Annotated in this window: 21 protein-coding genes and 2 pseudogenes; 3 read left to right on the forward strand and 20 right to left on the reverse strand. The window is 45.4% G+C overall.

Features of this window, described 5'->3' with window-relative positions:
* Positions 1-186, forward strand: a 186-nt coding sequence (locus tag AB4351_RS21590) for a transposase (RefSeq protein WP_372127134.1), incomplete at its 5' end; no start/stop codon positions are given.
* A 582-nt stretch (positions 187-768) separates the two neighbouring features.
* Positions 769-1,944 carry a threonine/serine exporter family protein gene (locus AB4351_RS21595; RefSeq protein WP_017064690.1) on the forward strand — a complete coding sequence of 392 codons (1,176 nt, stop codon included), beginning with the start codon at positions 769-771 and terminating at the stop codon, positions 1,942-1,944.
* 312 nt (positions 1,945-2,256) lie between these two features.
* On the opposite strand, the gene AB4351_RS21600 is transcribed toward AB4351_RS21595, so the two are convergent.
* From AB4351_RS21600 to AB4351_RS21695, 20 genes and pseudogenes are all read right to left on the reverse strand, one after another.
* Positions 2,257-3,240, reverse strand: coding sequence for a GTP-binding protein (locus AB4351_RS21600; RefSeq protein WP_108202790.1), 984 nt, complete (start codon positions 3,238-3,240; stop codon positions 2,257-2,259).
* Positions 3,241-3,332: 92 nt separating this feature from the next.
* The gene (locus AB4351_RS21605) at positions 3,333-5,009 is read right to left on the reverse strand and encodes an amidohydrolase family protein (RefSeq protein ID WP_017062008.1); all 1,677 of its coding nucleotides are present in this window, start codon (positions 5,007-5,009) and stop codon (positions 3,333-3,335) included.
* Positions 5,010-5,118: 109 nt separating this feature from the next.
* Positions 5,119-5,754, reverse strand: coding sequence for a hypothetical protein (locus AB4351_RS21610; protein WP_017064692.1), 636 nt, complete (start codon positions 5,752-5,754; stop codon positions 5,119-5,121).
* Positions 5,714-5,836: pseudogene (locus AB4351_RS21615) on the reverse strand (carboxylesterase family protein); the annotation flags it as partial. The gene AB4351_RS21610 and the pseudogene AB4351_RS21615, both read right to left, overlap by 41 nt.
* A gap of 44 nt (positions 5,837-5,880) precedes the next feature.
* Positions 5,881-6,165 carry a hypothetical protein gene (locus AB4351_RS21620; protein ID WP_017062010.1) on the reverse strand — a complete coding sequence of 95 codons (285 nt, stop codon included), beginning with the start codon at positions 6,163-6,165 and terminating at the stop codon, positions 5,881-5,883.
* A gap of 377 nt (positions 6,166-6,542) precedes the next feature.
* Positions 6,543-6,665: a hypothetical protein gene (locus AB4351_RS21625; protein WP_372127136.1), complete on the reverse strand. Its 123-nt coding sequence runs from the start codon at positions 6,663-6,665 to the stop codon at positions 6,543-6,545.
* Positions 6,666-6,683: 18 nt separating this feature from the next.
* A pseudogene (locus AB4351_RS21630) lies at positions 6,684-6,869 on the reverse strand (transposase); the annotation flags it as partial.
* A 111-nt stretch (positions 6,870-6,980) separates the two neighbouring features.
* The gene (locus AB4351_RS21635; RefSeq protein ID WP_372127163.1) at positions 6,981-7,115 is read right to left on the reverse strand and encodes a hypothetical protein; all 135 of its coding nucleotides are present in this window, start codon (positions 7,113-7,115) and stop codon (positions 6,981-6,983) included.
* Positions 7,084-7,227 (reverse strand): transposase, encoded by a 144-nt coding sequence (locus tag AB4351_RS21640; protein WP_372127138.1) that lies wholly within the window; start codon positions 7,225-7,227, stop codon positions 7,084-7,086. Before AB4351_RS21640 ends, AB4351_RS21635 begins: the two co-directional genes overlap by 32 nt.
* Positions 7,206-7,460, reverse strand: a complete 255-nt coding sequence (locus AB4351_RS21645) for a transposase (RefSeq protein WP_083190239.1) — start codon at positions 7,458-7,460, stop codon at positions 7,206-7,208. The genes AB4351_RS21640 and AB4351_RS21645 overlap by 22 nt, the downstream gene beginning before the upstream one ends.
* Entirely contained in the window at positions 7,403-8,143 is a 741-nt protein-coding gene (yegS, locus tag AB4351_RS21650) for a lipid kinase YegS (RefSeq protein ID WP_108111935.1), read from the reverse strand. The genes AB4351_RS21645 and yegS overlap by 58 nt, the downstream gene beginning before the upstream one ends.
* Before the next feature lie 19 nt (positions 8,144-8,162).
* Complete coding sequence (locus tag AB4351_RS21655) at positions 8,163-9,068, reverse strand: LysR family transcriptional regulator (protein WP_017064697.1); 906 nt, start codon at positions 9,066-9,068, stop codon at positions 8,163-8,165.
* Between the two features lie 78 nt (positions 9,069-9,146).
* Positions 9,147-10,529: a BatD family protein gene (locus AB4351_RS21660; RefSeq protein WP_171733652.1), complete on the reverse strand. Its 1,383-nt coding sequence runs from the start codon at positions 10,527-10,529 to the stop codon at positions 9,147-9,149.
* Complete coding sequence (locus tag AB4351_RS21665; protein WP_372118153.1) at positions 10,526-12,232, reverse strand: VWA domain-containing protein; 1,707 nt, start codon at positions 12,230-12,232, stop codon at positions 10,526-10,528. The genes AB4351_RS21660 and AB4351_RS21665 overlap by 4 nt, the downstream gene beginning before the upstream one ends.
* Positions 12,225-13,304 carry a VWA domain-containing protein gene (locus tag AB4351_RS21670; protein WP_102332862.1) on the reverse strand — a complete coding sequence of 360 codons (1,080 nt, stop codon included), beginning with the start codon at positions 13,302-13,304 and terminating at the stop codon, positions 12,225-12,227. The genes AB4351_RS21665 and AB4351_RS21670 overlap by 8 nt, the downstream gene beginning before the upstream one ends.
* Positions 13,297-13,839 carry a DUF4381 domain-containing protein gene (locus tag AB4351_RS21675; RefSeq protein WP_372127141.1) on the reverse strand — a complete coding sequence of 181 codons (543 nt, stop codon included), beginning with the start codon at positions 13,837-13,839 and terminating at the stop codon, positions 13,297-13,299. Before AB4351_RS21675 ends, AB4351_RS21670 begins: the two co-directional genes overlap by 8 nt.
* A complete protein-coding gene (locus AB4351_RS21680; RefSeq protein WP_372127143.1) occupies positions 13,840-14,802 on the reverse strand; it encodes a DUF58 domain-containing protein in 963 nt (320 codons plus the stop codon).
* Between the two features lie 12 nt (positions 14,803-14,814).
* On the reverse strand, positions 14,815-15,798 hold the full coding sequence (locus AB4351_RS21685; RefSeq protein WP_372127145.1) for an AAA family ATPase: 984 nt from the start codon (positions 15,796-15,798) through the stop codon (positions 14,815-14,817).
* Between the two features lie 130 nt (positions 15,799-15,928).
* A complete protein-coding gene (locus AB4351_RS21690) occupies positions 15,929-18,337 on the reverse strand; it encodes a tetratricopeptide repeat protein (protein ID WP_372127147.1) in 2,409 nt (802 codons plus the stop codon).
* Between the two features lie 192 nt (positions 18,338-18,529).
* Positions 18,530-20,077: an arylsulfatase gene (locus tag AB4351_RS21695; protein WP_372127149.1), complete on the reverse strand. Its 1,548-nt coding sequence runs from the start codon at positions 20,075-20,077 to the stop codon at positions 18,530-18,532.
* A gap of 346 nt (positions 20,078-20,423) precedes the next feature.
* Here AB4351_RS21695 and AB4351_RS21700 point away from each other — a divergent pair, with 346 nt between their 5' ends.
* Positions 20,424-21,986, forward strand: coding sequence for an arylsulfatase (locus AB4351_RS21700; protein ID WP_372127151.1), 1,563 nt, complete (start codon positions 20,424-20,426; stop codon positions 21,984-21,986).
* Positions 21,987-22,108: the final 122 nt, after the last annotated feature.

Genomic DNA, 22,108 nt, shown 5'->3' on the forward strand with positions numbered 1-22,108 from the left:
ACCCTAGAAGGGATAAACAACAAGATAAAGCTAATCAAGCGAATGGGGTATGGGTATCGAGATACCGACTACTTCTTGGAAAGCCGCGATGAACCACAAATAAGCGGCTCTTTTTTAACCCAATTTTCTGCTCTTAAACCTTATCGACTGTATCCGCCCCATGAACCCACGGGACGATATTGTTAATACGTGAGCGCCGCAATCACACTGTTAGCGCTAAGGAACCTTTGAAACCGTCATCAAAGCTCACTCATAATAAGCTATTATTTACAGTAGATTTCGGTTAATTTTCCAAAGGCCATTATGAAAAACAAACTGAGTTTAGCAATTCAAGCATACTGCAACTGGATTGATTCAAACATTATTGAAATTGCTTATGTCGGTTCCATTCTAGTTGTGATTCTAACGCTCATCATCAATCTTATTTAGGCTTCCATTTCCTAAATATTAGTTTCCTTTACTCATTACCGAGCTTTTCTAAAAGCCTCAGAGTTAAATCAATCACCTCATGGATTTGGAGTTTTACGCCTTCAAATAGCTGCGTGAGCGGATCTATTTTTGAGGTTGCAGCTTCAACAATGACTGATTTACCTCAACGATAAACTGATAACCTCTCATTCAATGAATCCTATCTTTTTAACCATTGCCTTGTTCGTTTGTAGGGGCCCGTCCTCTATACACGACTATTGGTTACGCTTGAATGAGGATACTATTGAATTAGAATGCCCCTCAAACATATATCGCCTTGGTGATTGAGAAACAAACAGAATGAAACAAACAAATCATATCGAACAATGCCAGCAAGAAATTTTGAGCTTTTCGGACCGATTACATCAATCTGGTTGTGCGCCTTACTCGGTAGCTCAATACACTCAAGCTTATGCAAAACGCCAGAACATTGATGTCTCTATTGATGTGACCCCGACAAAAGTCATCACTATTTTTGAGCAACCCACGCAAAAAGTCGTGATGGAAAACAAAAAACCACCCTCGGTTAACTTACGTGATTTAGTCGCAACGCTTAAAGGGTTTTCGACTCATTCCCATTACGAAGGTTCAGAAACCTACTCGAATCGTACCTTGTGCTTTGCCAATTTATTGCTTCCGCCATGTTATTTAATGTTAGTTGGCAGTACTTATCTGGCGGTCGGTTTATCCATTATTCTGGGCGCTATAGCCTGGCTAGCACAAATTTTCCTGACTGGGCCAAGAAGCATTCTTGTCGAGTTCTTTGTCGCCTTAGTAGCCAGTTTTTTAACCGGTATGATAGCGGCACAGGTTCCCGGCTTACCAACATTGGCACTGTGCATTTCTTCCATTGTCCTTTTTATTCCTGGGTTAACCGTCACCAACGGCTTAGCCAGTCTTGCTCTCAATGACTTTCGGTCAGGTATCGAACTGCTTGCACAAAGCGCACTCATAGTAATGAAAATATTCATCGGCATTGTTATGGGGTTAGGCTTAGCCAACATAATCAATCAACCATTATCGGTACCGGTATTTATTGATGAAATCCCATTCGTTCTTCATGTCACCGCACTGATCGGGATTTCTGTCGCTATTGGCCTTATTTTCAACGCAAGTATGACAGAAATTCTCTTAGGCCTTCCTGTCGCGGCAATTGGCATGTGGGGGCCACATTGGTTTACTTCCGATTGGGTTGTAGGTACATGGGTAAGCACAATACTCATTACGCTTTACGGGTTGGGGATGGGAAAATTGCGTCACGTTCCACCACTCATATACATTATTCAAGGGATCATCATTCTTGTCCCCGGTAGTCGAATCATTGTCGGAGCAAGTGAGTCCTTCTTTGCGACCTCCATTTTACCCATTCCGAATATTGGTCTGTCCGCCTTGCTGATGTTTGGCGCGATTATGGCGGGACAAATCATGGTTTATTCTATATTTAGTCGTCATTTTGATTCCATCATTGAGGACTAACCATCGAGCTAACAATCGCTGATCAACACGCCCCAATAACCCACGATTGAGTCTTTATCTGCTTTTTGACGTTAACCGATTCTGAGAAGGTACTGATGAACAGAGTCTCGAAAATCGATAAGACTATTTTGTTTCAGATGGCGAGGGGAATGAGCAATATGGATTTGGAAAAACCGAATAGAATCGAAAGTAGCCAATAATTCAATAAGATAAGGATGCTTAGGATGAGTCAATGCAAAGTAGGCAGAGGTAAGCTAGGTATAGGCAAGCGCTAGGTTGATAGGCTTGCCATCTACTCCATTTCCGCTCTAACTACGCCACCAGTGCGTTCAGTTTTTTACGCATACTCTCTTTATCAAGGCCACCTTTAGGTCCAATGAAGACTAACCGTGACGAACGAGATTCATCATCTTCCCATGCATCTCCAACCGTCACATTGGCTCGCTGGCCCGTGCACTGAAATACACAGCGATGATCAGGACGATCGGTTAAATTTAAAATACCTTTCATGCGATAAGCATCAATTGAAAACTGTTGCAGTAGAGGATACAAACTTTGTAGATTAAGCGGTTGATCAGTTTCAAAGCTGAATGTTTCGAAATCATGGTTCACGTGATGACAGTGCTCATCATGACAATCATGGTGCTGGCATTCCCTTTGATCACCCGCTATTTTGTTAGTGACAAAGCGCGTACTTTCAGGGGCATCAAATAAGATAGGTAAATCCACTTCGCCGAATGAAATATCAATCAATTTAGCAAACGGAGCTTGTACTCGGCACCATGCTTTGACTTGCTCTAGTTTATCAGCATCGACTAGGTCAACTTTATTAACCAGAACAATGTCAGCCACTTGAATTTGCTGCTTCGACAACGTCTCCATTGGGCCTTCTAGCCCTAAAATGTTTTCCGCATCGATCGTCGTCACGATTGCATTTAAAGGTGCGTGTGCTTGCAGCTCCGGATCTTCAAATTGAAGTGCCACTTCTTTGGGTTCTGCGATACCTGAAGTTTCAACAATAATATGGTCTGGGCGTTCCTCTAATGCGAGTAAACGCATTACCGAAACGACTAGTCCTTCTGCAAGGTTACAACAGATACAGCCATTCTCTAGGCTGATCATATTTTCACTTTCAGATTTAACTAACTCCGCATCAACATTGATTGATCCAAAATCATTGACGATCACAGCCATGCGCATTCCATTTGCATTGGTTAATATATGGTTTAGTAGGGTCGTTTTCCCTGCTCCTAAAAATCCGGCTAAAATTGTTACTGGAATAGGCTTCTTGCTCATAGCATGCTCTCTTTCGATTTTCGTTGTCTATATTTACTCGGTAAGCAATAAAAAAGGTTGAGCTAATGCCCAACCTTTTAAGTCAGGATAACTTAGCCAGTAACTTTGTTGCGAACCGCTTCACCTGGGTTTGAATCTAACAACATTTCACCAGCTTCAATGATAGGTGTCCCGTTTACAAGTACGTATTTCATGCCTGTAGAAAGGGCATTTGGTTTATCAAATGTTGCAACGGCTTTTACTTCATCAAGTTTGAAAATAGCTAAATCAGCATCTTTACCTACTTGAATACGACCTTTATTTGCCATTTGTGGCACAGCATCCTCAAGAATACGACATGCGTTTAAGCTAGTTCTTTCCATCGCTTCTACTAGTGTTACCGCTTTGTATTCCTCGACATATTTTTCAATAAAACGAGAGAAACAAGCAAGTGAGCGAGGGTGAGCTATTGCGTTGCTTGGAAGTGGCCATACATCACCTTCAATTAATACGCCTTTATCATCCATCCAAGGCATTGCATCTGAAGCGATAGCTGCACCTGGGAATAATACTGAACGGTCCATTTTAGCGCGATCTTCTTTGTTCTCATCGGGTTTTAAGAAGTGCATGACAACCACGGTACCGGGCGCTGATGCTTGTAGTTCAGTGACTTTTTCTTGGTTTAGTGCTTTACCATTCGCTTCCATGTAGCTAGCGCTTGGTACACCCCAACGTTGTAACCAATCGTCACCACGGAAAACTTCTGCGCCAATAACGGAAGAGCCAGCACCATAAGGATAAGCTTCAGTAGTAACGGCTAAACCTTGATCAATGGCGGATTGAACTAAATCGGCACAATCTTCGATATCTTGTACTGACGTGCTGTTGAGGTGACAAATGTGCATGTGTGCACCCGTTGTCGCCGACAGGCTAATGAGTTCTTGGTATGCTTCAAAGCTTGATTGTGGCTCTGCGCTGTTTAGGTAACGAACGTGAGTGTAGGTTGGTACTTCATAGCGTTTTGCTAGTTTAGCAAGATCATAGTACTCTTTGTGGCCATAACCTGGTGCGTAACCCGCGTTAATACCAATGCCTAAGCCCCCCTCTTTAAGACCTTGCTCAACCGAGCCCAGAATTTGTTTTAATTCATCTGGGGTTGCTAGGGTATTTTGCCAATTGTTTTTAGAAAAAGCTTTCTGGAACCAAACAATCGTACCATCAGGAGCAGGCATCGTAGGTTCTTTTGCTTGAATACGAGCGTAAGTCCATGCTACAGAAGCGCCGTAATTAATCGGGCGACCTTCAGCAGCAGTAATATCGTAGTACGTTCCGATTGGGAATAGACCAGATTCCATCTCAAGAGCGGTGGTTACGCCATCGAATGCTTGAGCACGGGCAGCAGGAAGTTGTTGTCCGTGAGCGTGCATATCGATAAAGCCAGGTGCAACCACGAGACCTTCAGCATCGATGATTGTTTTGCCTTGCAGCTTTTTGTCTGAGATTGCAGCAATACGCTTACCTTTAATACCGACGTGACGAATTGCGTCGAGTCCAGTTTCAGGATCAACAACACGGCCATTTTCGATAACGATATCAAATGGCCCTTTCTCGTTAGGCATCAGTTTGATGTTTTGGCCAACCAGTTTTTCAGGGGCTGCATGTAAAACAGAGGCAAAAGGCAGTGCCGCAGCCCCAACCGCTAACTTAGTCAAAGTCGAACGTTTATCTGTATCAACACCATCAAGTAATACTTGCGTAGCGTCCAATTCATTTGGGTCGTAATTTTTCATATTGATACCTGTTATGTTTGTTGTAAAAGAATATTAGTTCATGATTGCTATGAAAACTATGCTGCATGTAGAAAAATCAATCGATTGACTAACACCCACCTTTCCATCATTAGAATCCACTGCCAACCGTTATATAAAACGCGCTGTCAACGTCACTAAAAGCGAGGTCTACCCCCATGTGTAACCCATATCGGCAAGCTATCTGATAGCGAAATCCAGCACCATACGCATCGACACTTTCATCGTCTGACAGACTGCCCTCTACTGTCGCTTTACCCAGTCCATAAAACGCAGAAACGGTCCAACGATTATCAATCGCATTATCGTATTCCGCGACAACACCCAGCCCAGAGGTCACCGAGCTTTCGCCCATAAAATATTGAATAACGCCATTGATAGCGTTATTCACATCTTCATTACTGGTCTCAAACTCTACCGAGCTCTGGCCAATAATCTGTTTCACACCCAGCATCAATGGTGTGTTTGCCACTCGAAACTGGAGCTGCTGAAGCGCAGCGACTCCCGAGTTTTTTGTGCCGAATTGAATCGTTTTGTTGTACGACGCACCTATACTGAACTCTTTGAAAATATCGAGGTTCGCCTTTCCAGCGCCAACGCCACCCGTATATCGAATGGTATCTTTTAGCCACGACGGTATCACCGTTAATGTCGGTATCAGAACCTGCGCCATATTCAAAGTCCCCACCATGAATAAAGACATACACGGGTAATGACTCTGAACCATTGATCTCCGAAGGACGCCAAATATTAAGATTCAAGCAATCTTCAGATTGCTCTTGCTGGGTTATTTTAAGCTGTGGGCACACGGCGCCAAATTGTGTCGCATCTATAGCGCTATCAGCATTGTGTTCTAATTGACGGAGTGACTGTGCTGAAAACGTTGTTGATCGGCGTAAGTGATTCCTTTAAACGCTTCAATGGATACGCGTTGCTCGTCACCTGCTAAGGTATTGATCACAACAGACTCTCTATTTGCGAAAAGAGTCGCGTCCCCGATGGATACTGAAACCTGCTCTGTTGGTAATGTCTGAAGCGGTTCTGGCTTAATAGGACGTGAGCTGGTTTCATCACTACCCCACGCAGAAAGAGCAACAGTGATAGCGATAACCATGAGTGAGCGATGCGTTAAATTCATGGTTGTACCCATAAATGTGTTCGGCCATCTGACCTGATATTGGTATCATCAAACCTGAGAATCCCTATGCTCAGCCATGCTCATTTCTGGAGTATTTGAAGTATTTTTTCTTTATGGTGCGATATTAATTCACTCTTTAAATTTGAATAAATCGCTTATGCAGGACGTGATCCTACATATATTCACTACCGTGAGTGGATGTCGCTTTTTATTTATCACAAAGACTTCTTGTTGTACCTTCTTTGGCTGACTATCTAGGGTTGATAAAATTTCAACGGGTTCTTGAAACAGCTCTATAGGGGGTTGCTGTGACTCTCCTTCTGAAGCTTCAAACTCATCAAAGAACCCAAATATGTTATTAGAGTCCGATGGCATAGTTAGCACCAAACGTAAGTTTCGAGGCCAAAGCCAATATTGTTGGGGTCTGTTTTGACTTGACCCGAAGAGGTCCAAGGTAGAAGTGCGTCGATATCAGGCTCTGCTTTCGCGAGCTCTTTCATGCACTTGACCATGTAGTCTTAGAGGATAAGACCGTTGGCTTTTGCAGTCTCGACGATACTGTAAAGCATCGCGCTCGCCTCAGCACCGTTTGTGTGTTGGAGAATAGCCAATTTTCCCTGCCAAATAACCAGCGGTTTAATTGCGCGTTCAGCGCGATTATTATCGATAGATAAGTGACCATCGTCGATATAACGAATGAGTTTAGGCCATTGCCCGAGCTAGTACTTTATTGCTTTGCCTAGTGGGCTAGAGCCTATCACCTTCTGGGTTGTCATCCATTGGTAAAGCTCATCCAGTATCGGCTTGGCATACGCTTAACGCTCTGCTTTGCGTTCTTCGGCAGGCGCACCTTTTAAGCGTGATTCTATCCCGTAGAGCTTTTGGGGTTTAGCCAGCACTTTATCAGCCTTGCCCGATTTACCTTCCCCTTGAAGCTTCTTCGCGTCCATGAACTTGCGTTAAGCACCCCACATTAGTGACGTGATGCAGACCATGATAAGCCGTGTAGCCATCGGTTTGTAGATAACCGTTGTAGTCACCTAAAAAGTCCACGGGGCACACCCTCGCGCGACTGTTTTGATAGTCGTACAAGGCGATTTTTTCACATTCGGCAGTGCCGCTTCGGGCGAGTCAGCGCCTGAGCAGTAAAGCCACATATAACACTGCTTCTCTTCTTTGAGCACATTGAGCGGCGTTTCATCCGCCTGAACCACCACTTGTTGAAGTAGGTTCTCCTTCAAGGCCACATACAGCGGGGCGAACTTCTCACTGACTTGGATAACCCACCTTGCCATGGTGGCGCGTGATAGCTCGATACCCGACTGGGTAAACAGCGATCATCAATCAATGCATTGGGTGCTAACTCTTGTCCTCCACCCGCTAAGCGACCATTACAAAAAGCACCAACAAGGATCTCGCCGGTAAAGCTGCCTTTGTCTATGGGCAACGTGCCACTGTAGGGCTTAAAGCCAAGTGCTTTCACCACACCTGTTAGTGTATACGCACCGCCACCGAGAAAATCTTTAAGCTCGACTGGCGTTTCAGCTGTGACTTCAGCACCAAAACCCGCCGCAGCGACATTCATAAAATAGCGGTCATTCGCACGCGCGCTATCCACCGCAAACGCCTTGCCTTCCAGCGCTAGTTCAAAAGCACCCGAAATATCGTTAGGTATTCCCGTTGCGGTAGCAAAATCATTCGCAGTGCCCATTGGGATAAGCGCCAGTTGTGGTCTTTCACTGGCACGGAACTGGTTGAGCGCGTTAACGGCTTCATTCACCGTTCCATCGCCACCGACAACAATCAGACGCTTAACACCATCGCATATTGCCTCGCTTACCAAACGAAACATGTCCGACGATTCCCAAGTCACTCTAACTTGCAGGTCAATATCATTGTCCCTCGCCGCAAAGATGGCTTGCCTTAATTCCGGGATATTGGCTTTCTTTCCGTTTAAAATCACGCGAATGCTGTCCATGGCTATGTCCTTGTATAGGCTAACTTGATAACTCTTTTGCTGCCGCTTTGATCTTAGCTCGTAACCACTTATGGCTTGGTTCATTAGTACGGCTTGGATGCCAAATCATACACATATCGAGGTCTTCCAACTCGAAGGGCAATGGCAGTGTTTTTACCGCGTACTTTTCAGCAAAACAACGCACTGATGAAATAGGCATTACTCCGATGTACTCAGAGCCTTCGATAACAGGAAGCATCTCTACAACGCCCGCTGCGCGATACACGATTCTACGTTTCTCAAGGTCACTATAGTGCTCAGAGCTTAATAAGCTTTTGCGCGCATGCCACCTAGAGACCACCACATGCTCGAGTGCTAAGAACTGTTCCATATCGATGGTATCGCCAACCGTAGGATGATCACTACTACACACCACCACCAGCTCTTCTGTAGAAATCACCTCGTGCTTAAGCATGGTTCTTCCTTTAGGCGTCATATCAACAATCACGTCGTGTCTTTGCAGCCTTAAATCAGACTCATAGTCTTCGGTAAACAGAGGATGAACCTCTAACGCGATACCTGGTGCGACTTGGCTGATTAACCGCATGACTTTTGGCATCATTTCGTAGCTCGCCGCCGAGACGCAGGCAATGGAAAACACGCGGCCTGAGGTTTTAGGATCGAAGTCTCTTGATGCGGATAAGGTAGAAGTAAAGTTTTTAAGTGCAGCGGCCATTGCAGGATAGATATCAATAGCAAATGTGGTTGGCTCTACGCCTGATGTGGTGCGATGAAACAGTGGCTCATCATAGATATCTCTCAACCTTGCAAGTGCTTTACTCACTGCTGGTTGGCTTATATCCATGCGATTAGCAGCTCTAGATAAGTTCTGCTCTTCATAGATAGCAACAAATATAGGAATTAGATTTAGTTCGGTACTTTTCATACAGTTCCATATTAAAGAAGCAGGTTCCCCATAGTAGAGAACCTGCCGATTATGTTCGATGCGAATGACTAAAGTTTGCTACTTAGTTCTATCTTTTAAGTCTGGCAAGGCTTTAGGGATTTTCAAGCGAGCAGCAATTGAACGAGAATTGCTTGAGTTTGATGTGTCACTGGGCAAGTTACGTAACCCTTTCCATAAACGAGTGAATACGTTTTTATCTTCACATCCTTGTTGAAGGGCTTCGCTATCTTCTAGCCAACGCTTTTGTCCATTTGATTTACCATGTTGCGCTTTATCCAGTTGCACTTTATTCAGTTCTAACTGAGAGGTTTGGTTTCGCAATTGACGGTAGATAAAGGTTCTTAATGCAGCCCAATTACCTTGCTTAACTAAACGACGTAGTACCAGCCAACTCGGTGTTGGGCGGTTTGCGTAGTAACGCTTAACCGAAACAATCAACGCAATGCAGACTAACAACACCAAACCAACACTAATAAACACCGACATGTAGGCTTTGATGAAAGATTGGACTGTGTGTTTGGCTTCAAACACTTCGCCTTTTATCACCACGTTTTCAAGGCGTTGATTTTTGCTGTCCCACCACTGAAATGAAAACTCTGGCAGCGTAAACTCACCACCCTGCTGAATCACATATACAGTCTGTTCAACTCGGCTTGAGCGATAATCACCACGTTCTTGAGTGTCATCCAAACGGTTGGGCTGTGGGTAAGCTTGGAACTGCTTAGTGGACTTATTGGTTAGCACATCTGGCAGCAACACAGAAAAGCTGTCTTTTGCCTTAATCGTGATAGTTCGAGTAATAGCATCGCCAACTTTTAGCTCTTCACTTGAGCGTTGCCATTGCTGCTCTATATCTACTTCTGTCGCAGAAAACCAAGGCGTTTCATTATCGAGTAAACCTGAAGGCAACGAAGCTTCAAACTTAATCGGCTGCGTGTAAAGCGTACCGCCCACGTTTGAACCATCAGGAGCAGAAACTTGGATACGAACCGGTACGGTTGGAATAACAAACTCACCGGAAGTCATCGGATAAAGCGTCACTTCCCAACGCTGACGTGACCATGTAGTACCACCGACTCTTTCTGTGTAGTTCGTCGCGAGTTGGTTACGCTGCTTAGCGATAACGTTAGGGATTTCGATACTGCCGATTCGAGTGCCGCCCGTTAACCAGCGCGGTGTCGCCACCTCAATGTTCAGAATGACCTGCTCATTTACGCTGACTTTGCCCGGCGTTATTTTGTCGCCTGACTTGGGTTTCTCGCCAATCCAAGCGATAAGCTCAACGTCACCACTTTTTTGCAGATCGAAGATATCGGCAGCAGAAGCAACAGCAGGAAAAAACCAACTCAACATAAGAGTCATCGACAACAACCATGTGCGGGCTGTGAATCGCGCTCGCTTTGATTGAATCGCTTCAAGAGCTAAATCATATCGACTCATTGCGTTTGCTCCTGTTTTGACGCTTGTTCGATGGAAGGCGCAGGATCTCTTAACTGAATTTGGAATTTGGATTTCAAGAAGAACTTAGGATCGGCTTCTACTCGCTTTAACCACTTGTCGGCAAGCTCTTGGCTGCCCAAAATCTCATTCGCGTTAAGTGTTTCCTTAAGCATCAATTCCGCTACCGTTTCTTCTTCAGCGCCATCACCCGTTCGCGGCTGATCGTCTTCGAGTTCTAAAGATTCTTCAGGGCCATCTGTGGTTCCAGACTGGCTTTCACTGGTTCGGTTTACCTCTTCGACAATTCCACTAAGCACAGCAAGATTGTTCTCCACATCCGTTCTTAGTTCTGGTGACAGATCCTCTTTCTCACTTAATGATTTCAAGAGGTCTCGTGCGGCAAGGTATTCACGCTGCCTAGCTAACGCACTCGCTGCATTGTACAAACCAAGGTCAGTTTTGGTTTGCAAAAACGCACTGTGAGCGAGCTTAAAATCACGAGCATAGTAATAAGCCGCGCCCTTTCGCATTGGGTCAGTAAAATGTTTGGCAGCTTGAAGATATTCTTTCTGATTCAACAGGCGTTGACCTTGTTGGTCGGGCGTTAGCCATAAGTCCCACCACCATTGAGCTGTTTTGTCCCAAGTAGTAACCGACTCCACCACAACTGGTTTCTCAGCGGTTAAGTTGACTGTTTTCGCCAAAGTGTCTGGTGAATACATGCTGCTTGTGATCATCAAACCAACGACACACCACTGCACCAACCACCCTTTTCTGAACCATAGCAACATAATGAAAGCCATTGGAATAAGCAGTCCATAGCCCATGTCTTTCCAAGGCATTGAAGATTCGCCGTTGAGCTGCATGTTTCTTTCAACCGCTCTGTTCAGTTGTTGGATATCCGAATCATCAACGGTCACTTCAATCACTCGTCCACCCGTCTTACTCGCTAAGTTACGCAGTGAATCTAGGTCGACAGGGTTATCGCTCACCACATTACTGTTTCCTGCGGCGAGAATGAGCAACTGATACGGATTGTCGTTAAAGAAACTCTCGTACGCCCTAATGGTGCTTGGGTTTACACCATCTGATACCAACAGTACAGAAGAGCCTAACTCACCAGACAGTTGCTGATTAATCAGTGGCAGTGCTTCCTCTGCTGACTTACCTGAAACAGGCATGATATCGGGTGTGATAGCCGCTAGAAACGGTTCAAACACCTTGCTGTCTTGCGTGACGGGCATCGCCACGTGTGCGCTGCCTGCATAAACCACTAAGCCCGTATTACCGCCTTTGCGAGCTGCCAATAAGTCTCTAATTTTCTGCTTAGATCGTTCCAAGCGACTTGGAGGCAAATCTTTAGCAAGCATAGATTCACTATTATCAAGCACAACCAACATCGACGCTTTGTCTTCACCAAAAGGCGATGCTTCACGTTGCCATGTTGGGCCAGAACAGATAATGATGGCGATAGTTACAATCACCACCAATAGCTTCAACGGCAGTTGCTTGCGCCAGCCTGTTTCGCCAATCGTCAATGCATCACGTAAATGTGCAGGTATAATGTCTTTCCACGTTGGTTTGGTCTCTTCTCTCCAACGAACCCATAACAGGAAAAACATTGGAATAAAGGCCAACAACCACAATGGTCGGATAAAATGAAACTGGGTAAAAAACTGTTGTATCGTGAGAGAATCAGGCATCACTCTCTCCTTTCAAATTCTTAACAGAAGAAGCGAGCAGCGATCTTCGGCGTATCGTTGCTAAGCTGAATGCGGTCAAATACATCACTACAACAATCGCCATCAAATAGTGGTGCAGCCCCTGTTTAGGGCGATAAGTGGTACTTTCATATAACTGAGGTTCAAGCTCACCAATCTGAGCATAGGCTTTGGTCAGTTCGTCGCGGTTAAGTGCTTCAAAGGCTTCGCCACCTGACTCTTGAGCGACACGCTTGATGGTTTCCATATCCAGAGCAACCTCTCCAACGGTTTGCGGATCGCCCATCGCAATAACGTGAATTCGAACGCCTTTAGCCTTGGCGACTTTTGCGGCATCGATAGGCTCAACAAAACTTCCTGTATCATTACCGTCTGTTAATACGATCACGACTTTCTCTTTTTCGTTGGTGTCGACGTTTGAATCTTGAACGGCAGCACTTTGCTTTTCACTTTGTTCAAACACCTTGATCGCCAAGCCAATTGCATCGCCCAAGTGCGTACTTTGCCCTGCCATCGCGACATCGGTTTGATTAAGCAGTTCAAGCCATACATCTTGGTCCGCGGTAAATGGCGTTTGTACAAACGCTGCATCACCAAACAAGATCAAACCGAGTCGGTCACCTTTTCTGGTTTTCGCAAAATCAGCCAGCACCTCTTTGGTCGCATCTAAACGAGAGATTTTATCGCCTTGTTTAGAAGTGAAATCTTGCTCCGCCATTGAGCCAGACAAATCGACCACCACCATCACATCACGACCCAATTGTTCGCGAACCTGTGGCTCACCAAGAATGGTTGGTTTCGCTAACGCACACACGACCAATACCCAAGTAATAATGAGCGTGGTTCGTTGCCACCAGCTTGGAGTTAACTGGCTTGCACCTTCTGACGGTGCTTCCCCAATCGCTTCTACCAATTCTCGAAAAAATGGCACCTTAATCGCCATTTGCTTAGTTCGATAAGCTGGCACCGCAAAGTAGACCAACAACGGTAAAGGCAGCGCAATAAACCACAGCGGATGCGCAAATTCAAAACTGGCAGATAAAACATCAAACATTGTCTTGCCCCTCAACCGTTACCTGTACATTCGGCTTGTGAAGTTTTAGCCACATCATCGCGGTTTGAATTACCTCTAAACGCTGTTCAAAGCTCAAACGCACATTAGAGTCAATTAGGCTTAGCATCCATAATTCCGAAACTTCATCGGCAAAGAACGCATTGCTGTTTTCACTCGTGTTGGCGCTAACAGGCAGATAAGCGTTCAAACGGTTCACATAAGCTTGGCCAAACAACTTGGCATTACTGCTGTCTAGGTAACGAAGCACCACTTTGAGGACTTTAAAGGTTCGTTCGGTTGAGTTCTTGTCTCTTGCATCCAGTACCATGAGTTCTTGAAGCGCTTCTTTGCGATAACGGTTATTCCACCACCTTAACGCCAAGCGATAAGCCAGATAGATAGCGACCAATAACAGAATAACGCCAAGGATCTTCCAGCCGATCGTTTGAGGAGCCCAGCTCACAATGTCAGGAATCGCTACATCGTGCAGTTCGCGGAGGATATAGGTACTTGGGGGAGTATGTTCAACAGCCATTTAGCGCCCTCCCACTAGTTTCTGCAGCTGTGATATGTGATTGCCCGACGTGTCTAATTCTATATAAGGGAGGTTTTTCATCGCCATCAATTTAGCAAGGGACAGTTTCTGAAGTGCCGCTTTTTGGGCAAGGCTTTCACTTGCGAGGTTAACCTTAGATTGGCTATCCAGATTAAGTTGAAAGCGACCATCACCCACCACCCAGTTCGCGCTTGCCAGATCTTGAGGCAATGATTGTTCTAATGGATCGGTGACCATAATGGCTAAGATGTCGTTGTGTTGTTGCAGTTGCTTTAGTCGGTCAAGCTGTTGCTCTTGGCAATCTCGCCAATCACTAATAAAGATTAAGGTCGATTGCTTTAATCTCATTCGTTTTATCAGTTCAATCCACTGGCTAAATCCAACACCTTCGCTATCGCTCACACTGACACCTAAGCTTTGATTAGCCTTGGTAAGATGTTTTAACTGAGCCAATAAGTCCGATTGAGAACGCTGCGCTTTGGTATGAAAGAGCTTTTGGTGCGACGCCAAAACGAAACCAACTCGATCACCATCTTTCAGCACTCGCCATCCACACAATGCCGCCACTTCGGCAGCCACAACAGATTTCATGGTGTTTTGAGACGCAAAGAACATCGAACTGCGCTGATCGACACAGATCATCACATTACGGTCTTTCTCTTCGGTATAGCTACGAACATGAGGCTTACCCGTTCGCATCGTAACTTTCCAATCGAGATTACGGATATCATCACCCAATTGGTAATGACGTAATTCTTCGAAGTTCAAACCACGACCACGGAACAAAGAGTTATGTCTGCCCGAAAGTACGCTGCCCGCTTTTAAATGAGGTAACAGTGAAAACGACTCAGCTTGAGCCTGAATTCGCACTAACCTTGAATAATCACAATACAGTCGTGGATCAAGGCCTTGCGATTTGGGAGCTTGTGTTGGCTTCGCCATGACGCCCCCTAATTATCCGATCTCAACATTATCAAGCAGTTCTTCAACCACTCTTTGATGGTCAACGCCATCGGCCAATGCATCATAAGAAAGTGAGAATCTGTGGCCTAATACGGTAGGTAGCATCGCTCGCACATCGTCAAACGTGACATGGTCACGTCCTTGCAACCATGCATAAGCGCGAGCACATTTATCCAACGCGATGGAAGCACGCGGACTTGAACCAATCTCAATCCATTTAGACAAGTTTGATTCTGGGTAACGCTCTGGCTTACGAGTTGCCATCACCAAGGCCACAATGTAGTTCTCAACTAAATCAGAAACGGCAATGTCTGGAAGTTGGCGCCGAGCTTCAAGTACCAACTCAGGTTCAATATGTTGTGGCGTGACTAATTCTGAACTGGTCTCGCTACCGAGTTCCTCACTGCGCACAAGTCGAATGATGTCGCGTTCAGCTTCATCTTCTGGATAGTCGACTGTCACTTTCATAATGAAACGGTCCATTTGTGCTTCAGGCAGTGGATACGTACCTTCTTGCTCAACTGGGTTTTGTGTGGCTAGCACCATGAACAAATCTGGCAGGATGTGAGTTTGACCACCCACCGTAATCGTCCCTTCCGCCATCGCTTCAAGCAGAGCAGCCTGTACTTTTGCAGGCGCACGGTTCACTTCATCGGCTAATACAATGCTGTTGAAAATAGGACCCGGTTGGAAATGCAACTGAGGCTTTCCATCAAGCTCTTGATACACCTCCGTGCCCGTCACATCAGATGGCAGCAGGTCTGGCGTAAATTGAATTCGACCAAAACTGGTGTTCAGTAGGTTCGCCAGCGATTTCACTGAACGAGTTTTCGCTGTACCGGGAAGTCCCTCTAAAAGCACATGCCCATTAGTCAATAACCCTATCACCAGAGCCCGAACGACGTGGCTCTGACCGATAACACTTTTCTCTGTTTGTTCAATCAGTTGGTTTATTGCTTGTTGCGCATGGTTCATAGGTCTTCCCTTAATTCAATCTGGCTGCGTACATCCTACTCACAAGCTCCATAACTATTAGTTATAAACGCGATAATTGGTTACAAGCGGAATAAGCAGCAAGCTCGATAGCCAAGCTCACCTCATCGCTTTATTTAAACCTAGCTTTCAATTGGTTAATGGCTTCCGGCGGTGCCACTTTGCTCAATGATGAAATACATTGCTCAAACGCCTTTGGTACGCCCGGTATATGACTGTTTCGCGCCAACACTTCACACTGGGCATACAGGTGCTGTGGGTTGCGGCTAAATTGGTAAGCCTTATGCAGTGATTGACTTGCCGCAAGCACATCCGATTTTTCCAAAGCCAATCCGTACACATACCAATATTGAGGGTCGGTTTGCGCAGTTTCAGCGGCTTGTTTAAGGTAGTCCGTTGCTTGTTCGTAATCTTTCACACGAAGCAGAGACAATCCTGTGCTGTATGGCAAAACACTCGATTTAGGCTGAGCTTCAATACCTTGCTTCAAGGTCGACAACGCTTTTGCCTCGTTACCTTGCGCTCGATACAAATCCGCTAAATTGGCGTAGCTGTTTTCGAAATAAGGCTCAATCTCGATAGCGCCTAGATAAAACTCAATCGCTTTGTCGTGCTGGCCTAAATCTCGGTAAACGTTGCCTAGGTTAGTACGTCCAAATCCTCTGTCGGCATTAAATTGCTGTATTTCAATGTACTCTTCTAATGCAGGCTTGATTTGGTCTTTCTGCAGAGGGTTCATTTCTCCCCAATAACGCACTAATGCGCCTGCGGTTTCTGAACGAATCGACAATACAGGGTCTTTCAGTAGCGGCTCTAGAATTTGCCAACGGTCAGTGAATGGGAAACCAGACGAGCCTTGTACCACACCCAAACGGATCATTTCATCATCATGTTTCACCGCTCTTGCCAGCGAAATAAGCGTATTCTTACCCGTATTACCGCCCAAACGTTCTAAGCTCGATGCACGAATGATATTGCTTAAGCTAGAGTCCTGAGCCGAGTATGCCAACGCATCCTCTGCACCTCTGTGCCCTATCGAGTCAGCATAAAAGGCAACGGCAAAGTGCTGCTGATTACGATACTTAGAATCTGGGAACCACTCACCGATTTGCTTATCTGCCCACTGGTCGGTTTGATCTGCATGACAGCTAGTGCACACGTTCGGCGTTTTAATGTGTTGGCTAATATCAGGACGTGGGATATGCCAACTGTGGTCACGCCTTGGGTCGACCTCCATGTAAGTCGTCTCTGGCATGTGACAAGTCGTGCATTGTGAAGCTTCAGTATTCGCTTCGTGGAATGTGTGCTTTTCAGGCGTGTATTCTGATGCAATATGACATTGGCTACACACGGCTTCTTCCGCAATTTTTAGTTCAGCGGTATGAGGATCGTGGCAGTTAGTACATGTGACGCCTTTTTCAGCCATCACGGATTGAAGGAAAGATCCGTAAACGTAATCTTCATCGTAGATTTGACCATCGTTGTGGTAAAGCTCTGGGGTAATCAAGCTCAAGCGATACTTATCAAAGAAAGACCCGTTAACGTGATCACCCGTTTCATTTAACTGAGTACGACGGCTGTGGCATTGAGCACAGGTTTGAACTTGATTGGTATGGATGATGTCTTTTGGTTGCAGGGTTGAATTACCCTCTTGATAGATCCACTCTTTGACCGACTTCGACAAGTCGCGGTCAAAACCATAATGCGCCGAGACTGGAGCATCCTTTCCACCGTTAGCTTTTGCTAGCTGAGCCTTTTCAACGTGCTCACTCGCAGGGCCATGACACGCTTCACAACCGACATTAATCTCAGACCAAGTAGTGTTGTAGGTATTACTCGCGCTGTCGTAGTTTTTCTCTAGGTTCGTTGAATGGCAATCAGCACACATGAAGTTCCAGTTTTGACCACTATTGGTCCAGTAGAATTCATCGGTGTTGGTGGTATCAGGATAGAGGTGAAACCAGCGTTGACCGCCTTCGCCCTCAGTGCGAGAATCCCAAGCGAAAGGAATCAACTGTACACGGCCGTCTTCAAATTCAACCATGTATTGTTGTAGTGGTTCAAAGGCAAAGGTATAGCTGATTTTGTAATCTTTAAAGTGGCCGTCTTGCCCTTCAATATTGACCCAGAACTCTTCGCCCTTGCGGAAAAATCGGTTGGGTTTTCCGTCATGAGTGACCGTTTGATCGTTGAAATCACCTAATACAGATTCGTCTGTAGCGTGCTTCATCGCCATATCATGATGAGAGCCCTCCCACGCTGCGACTTCTTCACTATGACAATCAACACATGCTTCCGAACCGACATAGCTGGCTTTAGAACCGATAGGTAAAGCGTCAGAGCTAACGGGTGACGCTACAAAGTTGGCCTTTGAAATATCAGAGTTGATATTAGGGTCTTGCTCGTTGGCATAGGCGTTCAGACTGAACAGCGACAACATCAGTGAAGACAAGATTGCGGATAATACTGCGACTCGCTGGTGTTTCAATCCGTTTACCAGTGAGCACAACCATGCAGACATAACATTCCTTGTTTTTATACATCCTTATGCTTAATAAGGTAGACGTAAAAACAACGAATTTACAATTATTTAGTGGCAATGAGCTCGATAGTTGTGACTCATATTCACGACCGGGATTTACTCATCGGTATGCGCATAAAAAAAGAGCTCCTAAGAGCTCTTCAATCTGTTCAGTTTCACTCAAACAATCACTTACTTGTTATGAGATTCCTGCAGTTTTTTCATTACCTGATCCAAGCTAAAGCTCGCAGCTTTTTGACGTGGCGGATATTCAGCAAAGGTTTCTAGGAACTTGCCCACATACGCTTGTGCTGGAACGAACATATAAGCATGGTCTAACAACCAGTCGTAATATGTGTTCGATGTAATGTCTGCGTTTTCGTATGGGTCCATACGCAGGTTAAACAGCTTAGGAAGACGTAACGTCACGAACGGTTCAGCCCAAATTTGCATGGTACCCGTTGCACGCTGCTCCATGAACACCGCTTTCCATTGGTTGTAACGAAGCGCCGCTAAATCACCATCATCGGTAAAGTAGAAGATCTCCGAACGACGGCCTTTCTCTTCTTCACCCGTTAGGTAAGGAAGGAAGTTGTAACCATCTAAGTGAACCTTAAACGTTTTATCACCGGCAGTATGACCTTTGAGTAGTTTCTCTTTGATTTGGTCATCACCAGCGGCGGCAACGAAGGTTGGCATCCAGTCCATATGGTGCATGATTTCGTTAGATACGGTTCCTGGTTCAATCTTACCAGGCCAACGAACCATTGCTGGTACACGGTATGCGCCTTCCCAGTTGGTGTTTTTCTCACCACGGAACGGGGTTGTACCCGCATCAGGCCAAGAGTTCATGTGAGGGCCGTTATCCGTTGAGTAGAAAACAATCGTGTTGTCTTTGATACCCAACTCATCCACTTGCTTCAATAGTTGCCCAACGTGTCGATCGTGCTCAACCATACCATCAGCGTAGTTACCGACACCGGTTACGCCTTTACTGTCGGCTTTCACGTGCGTTCTAAAGTGCATACGTGTCGCGTTCCACCACACGAAGAATGGTTTGTCCGCTTTCACTGCGCGATCCATAAAATCAAGTGCCGCGTCTAGTGTTTCTTCATCAACCGTTTCCATACGCTTACGCGTCAGTGGACCGGTATCTTCAATCTTGCCATCAGCGAATGACTTAATGACACCACGAGGGCCAAATTTCTTACGAAACTCAGGATCGGTTGGGTAATCTTCATTCTCTGGTTCTTCTTCAGCATTTAGGTGGTAAAGGTTGCCAAAAAATTCGTCAAACCCGTGTGCTGTTGGAAGGAATTCATCTTTATCGCCAAGGTGGTTTTTACCAAATTGACCTGTCATGTAACCCATAGGTTTCAGCATTTCTGCGATTGTCGCGTCTTCTGCTTGTAAGCCAATGTCTGCGCCCGGCAAACCTACTTTACTCAAACCCGTTCGTAATACACTTTGTCCCGTGATAAAGGTAGAGCGACCCGCAGTACAAGATTGCTCTGCGTAATAGTCCGTAAACATCATCCCTTCTTTCGCGATGCTATCAATATTCGGGGTTTTGTAACCCATGAGACCGAAGGTGTATGCACTCACATTGGATTGACCAATATCGTCCCCCCAAATAACCAATATATTTGGCTTTTCAGCCGCAAAAGTGGCGCTGGACGCGGCCATCATCGCTGTACCCAAAATCGCTAATCGACGTTTAGCGCCATATTTCGCTGTCATAGAAACCTCTTCGTAAGTTATTTGCATCCTGCCCTACAACGTATAGTCCATTTTTTACACATGCGCGAGATTCCCTAAGCTATTAATCTTTTTGTCATTTTTATTGAGATACGGATACAGAAATCATCGATAAGGTTTACGCCAACAAACATGATAAGGATCACACATACAAACTAAGGCTTTATTCTACGTACCCACTGGAGCTGATATTAATCAATAGGTTACCTAAGCATCATAACGATTGGTTATAAGCACTATAAAAGGACGTAACGGAATTTTGAGAATAACATTTGCTCATCGATGCGTTGTTCTAACGCATTAATCTTAAAAGTGAATCGGAGTCCTTATGGGTACTAAAATTAATAAACTAGCATTAGGTGTTGGCTTATTAGCAGCTTCTTCAGCGGCAACAGCAGCAGAAAAACCAAACATTCTTGCTATCTGGGGTGATGACATTGGTGTATTCAACATCAGTGCATACAACAACGGTATGATGGGTTACGAAACACCTAACATCGACCGTATTGCTAACGAAGGCGCACTATTTACTGACCACTACGGTCAACAATCGTGTACTGCTGGTCGTGCTGCATTCCTAACAGGTCAAGAACCTTTCCGTACTGGTCTATTGACTATCGGCATGCCAGGTTCGGACCACGGTATCCCTGATTGGGCTCCAACGATCGCAGACCTTCTTAAAGAACAAGGCTACATGACAGCTCAGTTCGGTAAGAACCACATGGGTGACCAAGACAAACACCTTCCAACGAACCACGGTTTTGACCAGTTCTTCGGTAACCTGTACCACCTAAACGCGGAAGAAGAGCCAGAGACATACTACTACCCTAAAGACCCTGAGTTCCGTAAGAACTTTGGCCCTCGTGGTGTAATCAAATCGACTTCAGACGGTAAGATTGAAGATACAGGCCCTATGACGCGTAAGCGTATGGAGCATGCGGATGAAGAGTTCCTAGAAGAATCTCTAGCATTCATGGAAAAAGCAGTGAAAGCTGACAAACCATTCTTCATTTGGCACAACACGACTCGTATGCACGTGTGGACTCGTCTACAAGAAAAATACCAAGGCGCATCTGGTATCAGCATCTACGCTGATGGCATGTTAGAGCACGATGACCAAGTGGGTATCCTTTTAGACAAGCTTGATGAGCTTAAAATCGCAGACAACACTATCGTCATCTACTCGACCGATAACGGTGCAGAAACGGTATCTTGGCCTGATGGTGGTGCTACTTACTTCCACGGTGAAAAAGGTACAACGTACGAAGGTGGCATGCGTGTTCCTCAGCTAGTTCGCTGGCCTGGCACTATCAAACCGGGAACTAAGATCAACGATATCATGGGGCACCAAGACTGGATCCCTACTCTACTAGCAGCCGCTGGTGATGATAAAGTGGTTGAGAAACTTGCGTCTAATAAAGGTGCAACTTACAACGGTAAAAACTGGCGTGTTCACCTAGATGGTTACAACTTCCTACCTTACTTCCAAGGCAAAGAAGAGAAAGGCCCTCGTGACAGCATGCTTTACTTCTCTGCTAACGCTGAGCTAAACGCAGTACGTTGGAATGACTTCAAGATTTCGTTTGCTGTGATGGATGGTAACATTGTGGATGCAGTTCGTTTCCAACCAAACTGGCCTCAAGTTGTTCACCTACGTGCTGACCCATTCGAGAAAGCACCGCACGAGTCTGGTATGTACCTACGCTGGATGGCAGACAACATGTGGTTATTCGTTCCAGTAGGAAATCAGGTTCAAGAGTTTATGACGACGCTACCAGATTACCCTATGCAGAATAGCCAAGTACTGAACCCAGGTAACTTCAACCAGAATGCATACATGCTTCAAGGTAAACTTAAGCAACTAGAAGCGGCAGCAGCGCAAGCTAAATAAGCTACTCTAGATTAAAAATGTAATAACGAAGCCGTGGTGACTGAATGCAGTGACCGCGGCTTTTTAGTATCCAATACAAATAACATAAGACGCGAACCGCCAACTAGTACAATTCACACCCA

The organism is Vibrio sp. 10N.261.51.F11, from assembly GCF_041471665.1.
GTDB lineage: Bacteria > Pseudomonadota > Gammaproteobacteria > Enterobacterales > Vibrionaceae > Vibrio > Vibrio crassostreae_C.

Excerpts from the sequence above, each read along its gene's own strand:
- AB4351_RS21690 (WP_372127147.1), bottom strand. The coding sequence starts at position 18,337 with ATGTCTGCATGGTTGTGCTCACTGGTAAACGGATTGAAACACCAGCGA.
- AB4351_RS21675 (WP_372127141.1), bottom strand. The coding sequence starts at position 13,839 with ATGGCTGTTGAACATACTCCCCCAAGTACCTATATCCTCCGCGAACTG.
- AB4351_RS21620 (WP_017062010.1), bottom strand. The coding sequence starts at position 6,165 with ATGAATTTAACGCATCGCTCACTCATGGTTATCGCTATCACTGTTGCT.
- AB4351_RS21600 (WP_108202790.1), bottom strand. The coding sequence starts at position 3,240 with ATGAGCAAGAAGCCTATTCCAGTAACAATTTTAGCCGGATTTTTAGGA.
- AB4351_RS21635 (WP_372127163.1), bottom strand. The coding sequence starts at position 7,115 with ATGGACGCGAAGAAGCTTCAAGGGGAAGGTAAATCGGGCAAGGCTGAT.
- AB4351_RS21670 (WP_102332862.1), bottom strand. The coding sequence starts at position 13,304 with ATGTTTGATGTTTTATCTGCCAGTTTTGAATTTGCGCATCCGCTGTGG.
- AB4351_RS21680 (WP_372127143.1), bottom strand. The coding sequence starts at position 14,802 with ATGGCGAAGCCAACACAAGCTCCCAAATCGCAAGGCCTTGATCCACGA.
- AB4351_RS21625 (WP_372127136.1), bottom strand. The coding sequence starts at position 6,665 with ATGAAAGAGCTCGCGAAAGCAGAGCCTGATATCGACGCACTTCTACCT.
- AB4351_RS21695 (WP_372127149.1), bottom strand. The coding sequence starts at position 20,077 with ATGACAGCGAAATATGGCGCTAAACGTCGATTAGCGATTTTGGGTACA.
- yegS (WP_108111935.1), bottom strand. The coding sequence starts at position 8,143 with ATGGACAGCATTCGCGTGATTTTAAACGGAAAGAAAGCCAATATCCCG.
- AB4351_RS21610 (WP_017064692.1), bottom strand. The coding sequence starts at position 5,754 with ATGGTTCAGAGTCATTACCCGTGTATGTCTTTATTCATGGTGGGGACT.
- AB4351_RS21660 (WP_171733652.1), bottom strand. The coding sequence starts at position 10,529 with ATGAGTCGATATGATTTAGCTCTTGAAGCGATTCAATCAAAGCGAGCG.
- AB4351_RS21685 (WP_372127145.1), bottom strand. The coding sequence starts at position 15,798 with ATGAACCATGCGCAACAAGCAATAAACCAACTGATTGAACAAACAGAG.
- AB4351_RS21595 (WP_017064690.1), top strand. The coding sequence starts at position 769 with ATGAAACAAACAAATCATATCGAACAATGCCAGCAAGAAATTTTGAGC.
- AB4351_RS21605 (WP_017062008.1), bottom strand. The coding sequence starts at position 5,009 with ATGAAAAATTACGACCCAAATGAATTGGACGCTACGCAAGTATTACTT.
- AB4351_RS21700 (WP_372127151.1), top strand. The coding sequence starts at position 20,424 with ATGGGTACTAAAATTAATAAACTAGCATTAGGTGTTGGCTTATTAGCA.
- AB4351_RS21665 (WP_372118153.1), bottom strand. The coding sequence starts at position 12,232 with ATGCCTGATTCTCTCACGATACAACAGTTTTTTACCCAGTTTCATTTT.
- AB4351_RS21645 (WP_083190239.1), bottom strand. The coding sequence starts at position 7,460 with ATGGCAAGGTGGGTTATCCAAGTCAGTGAGAAGTTCGCCCCGCTGTAT.
- AB4351_RS21655 (WP_017064697.1), bottom strand. The coding sequence starts at position 9,068 with ATGAAAAGTACCGAACTAAATCTAATTCCTATATTTGTTGCTATCTAT.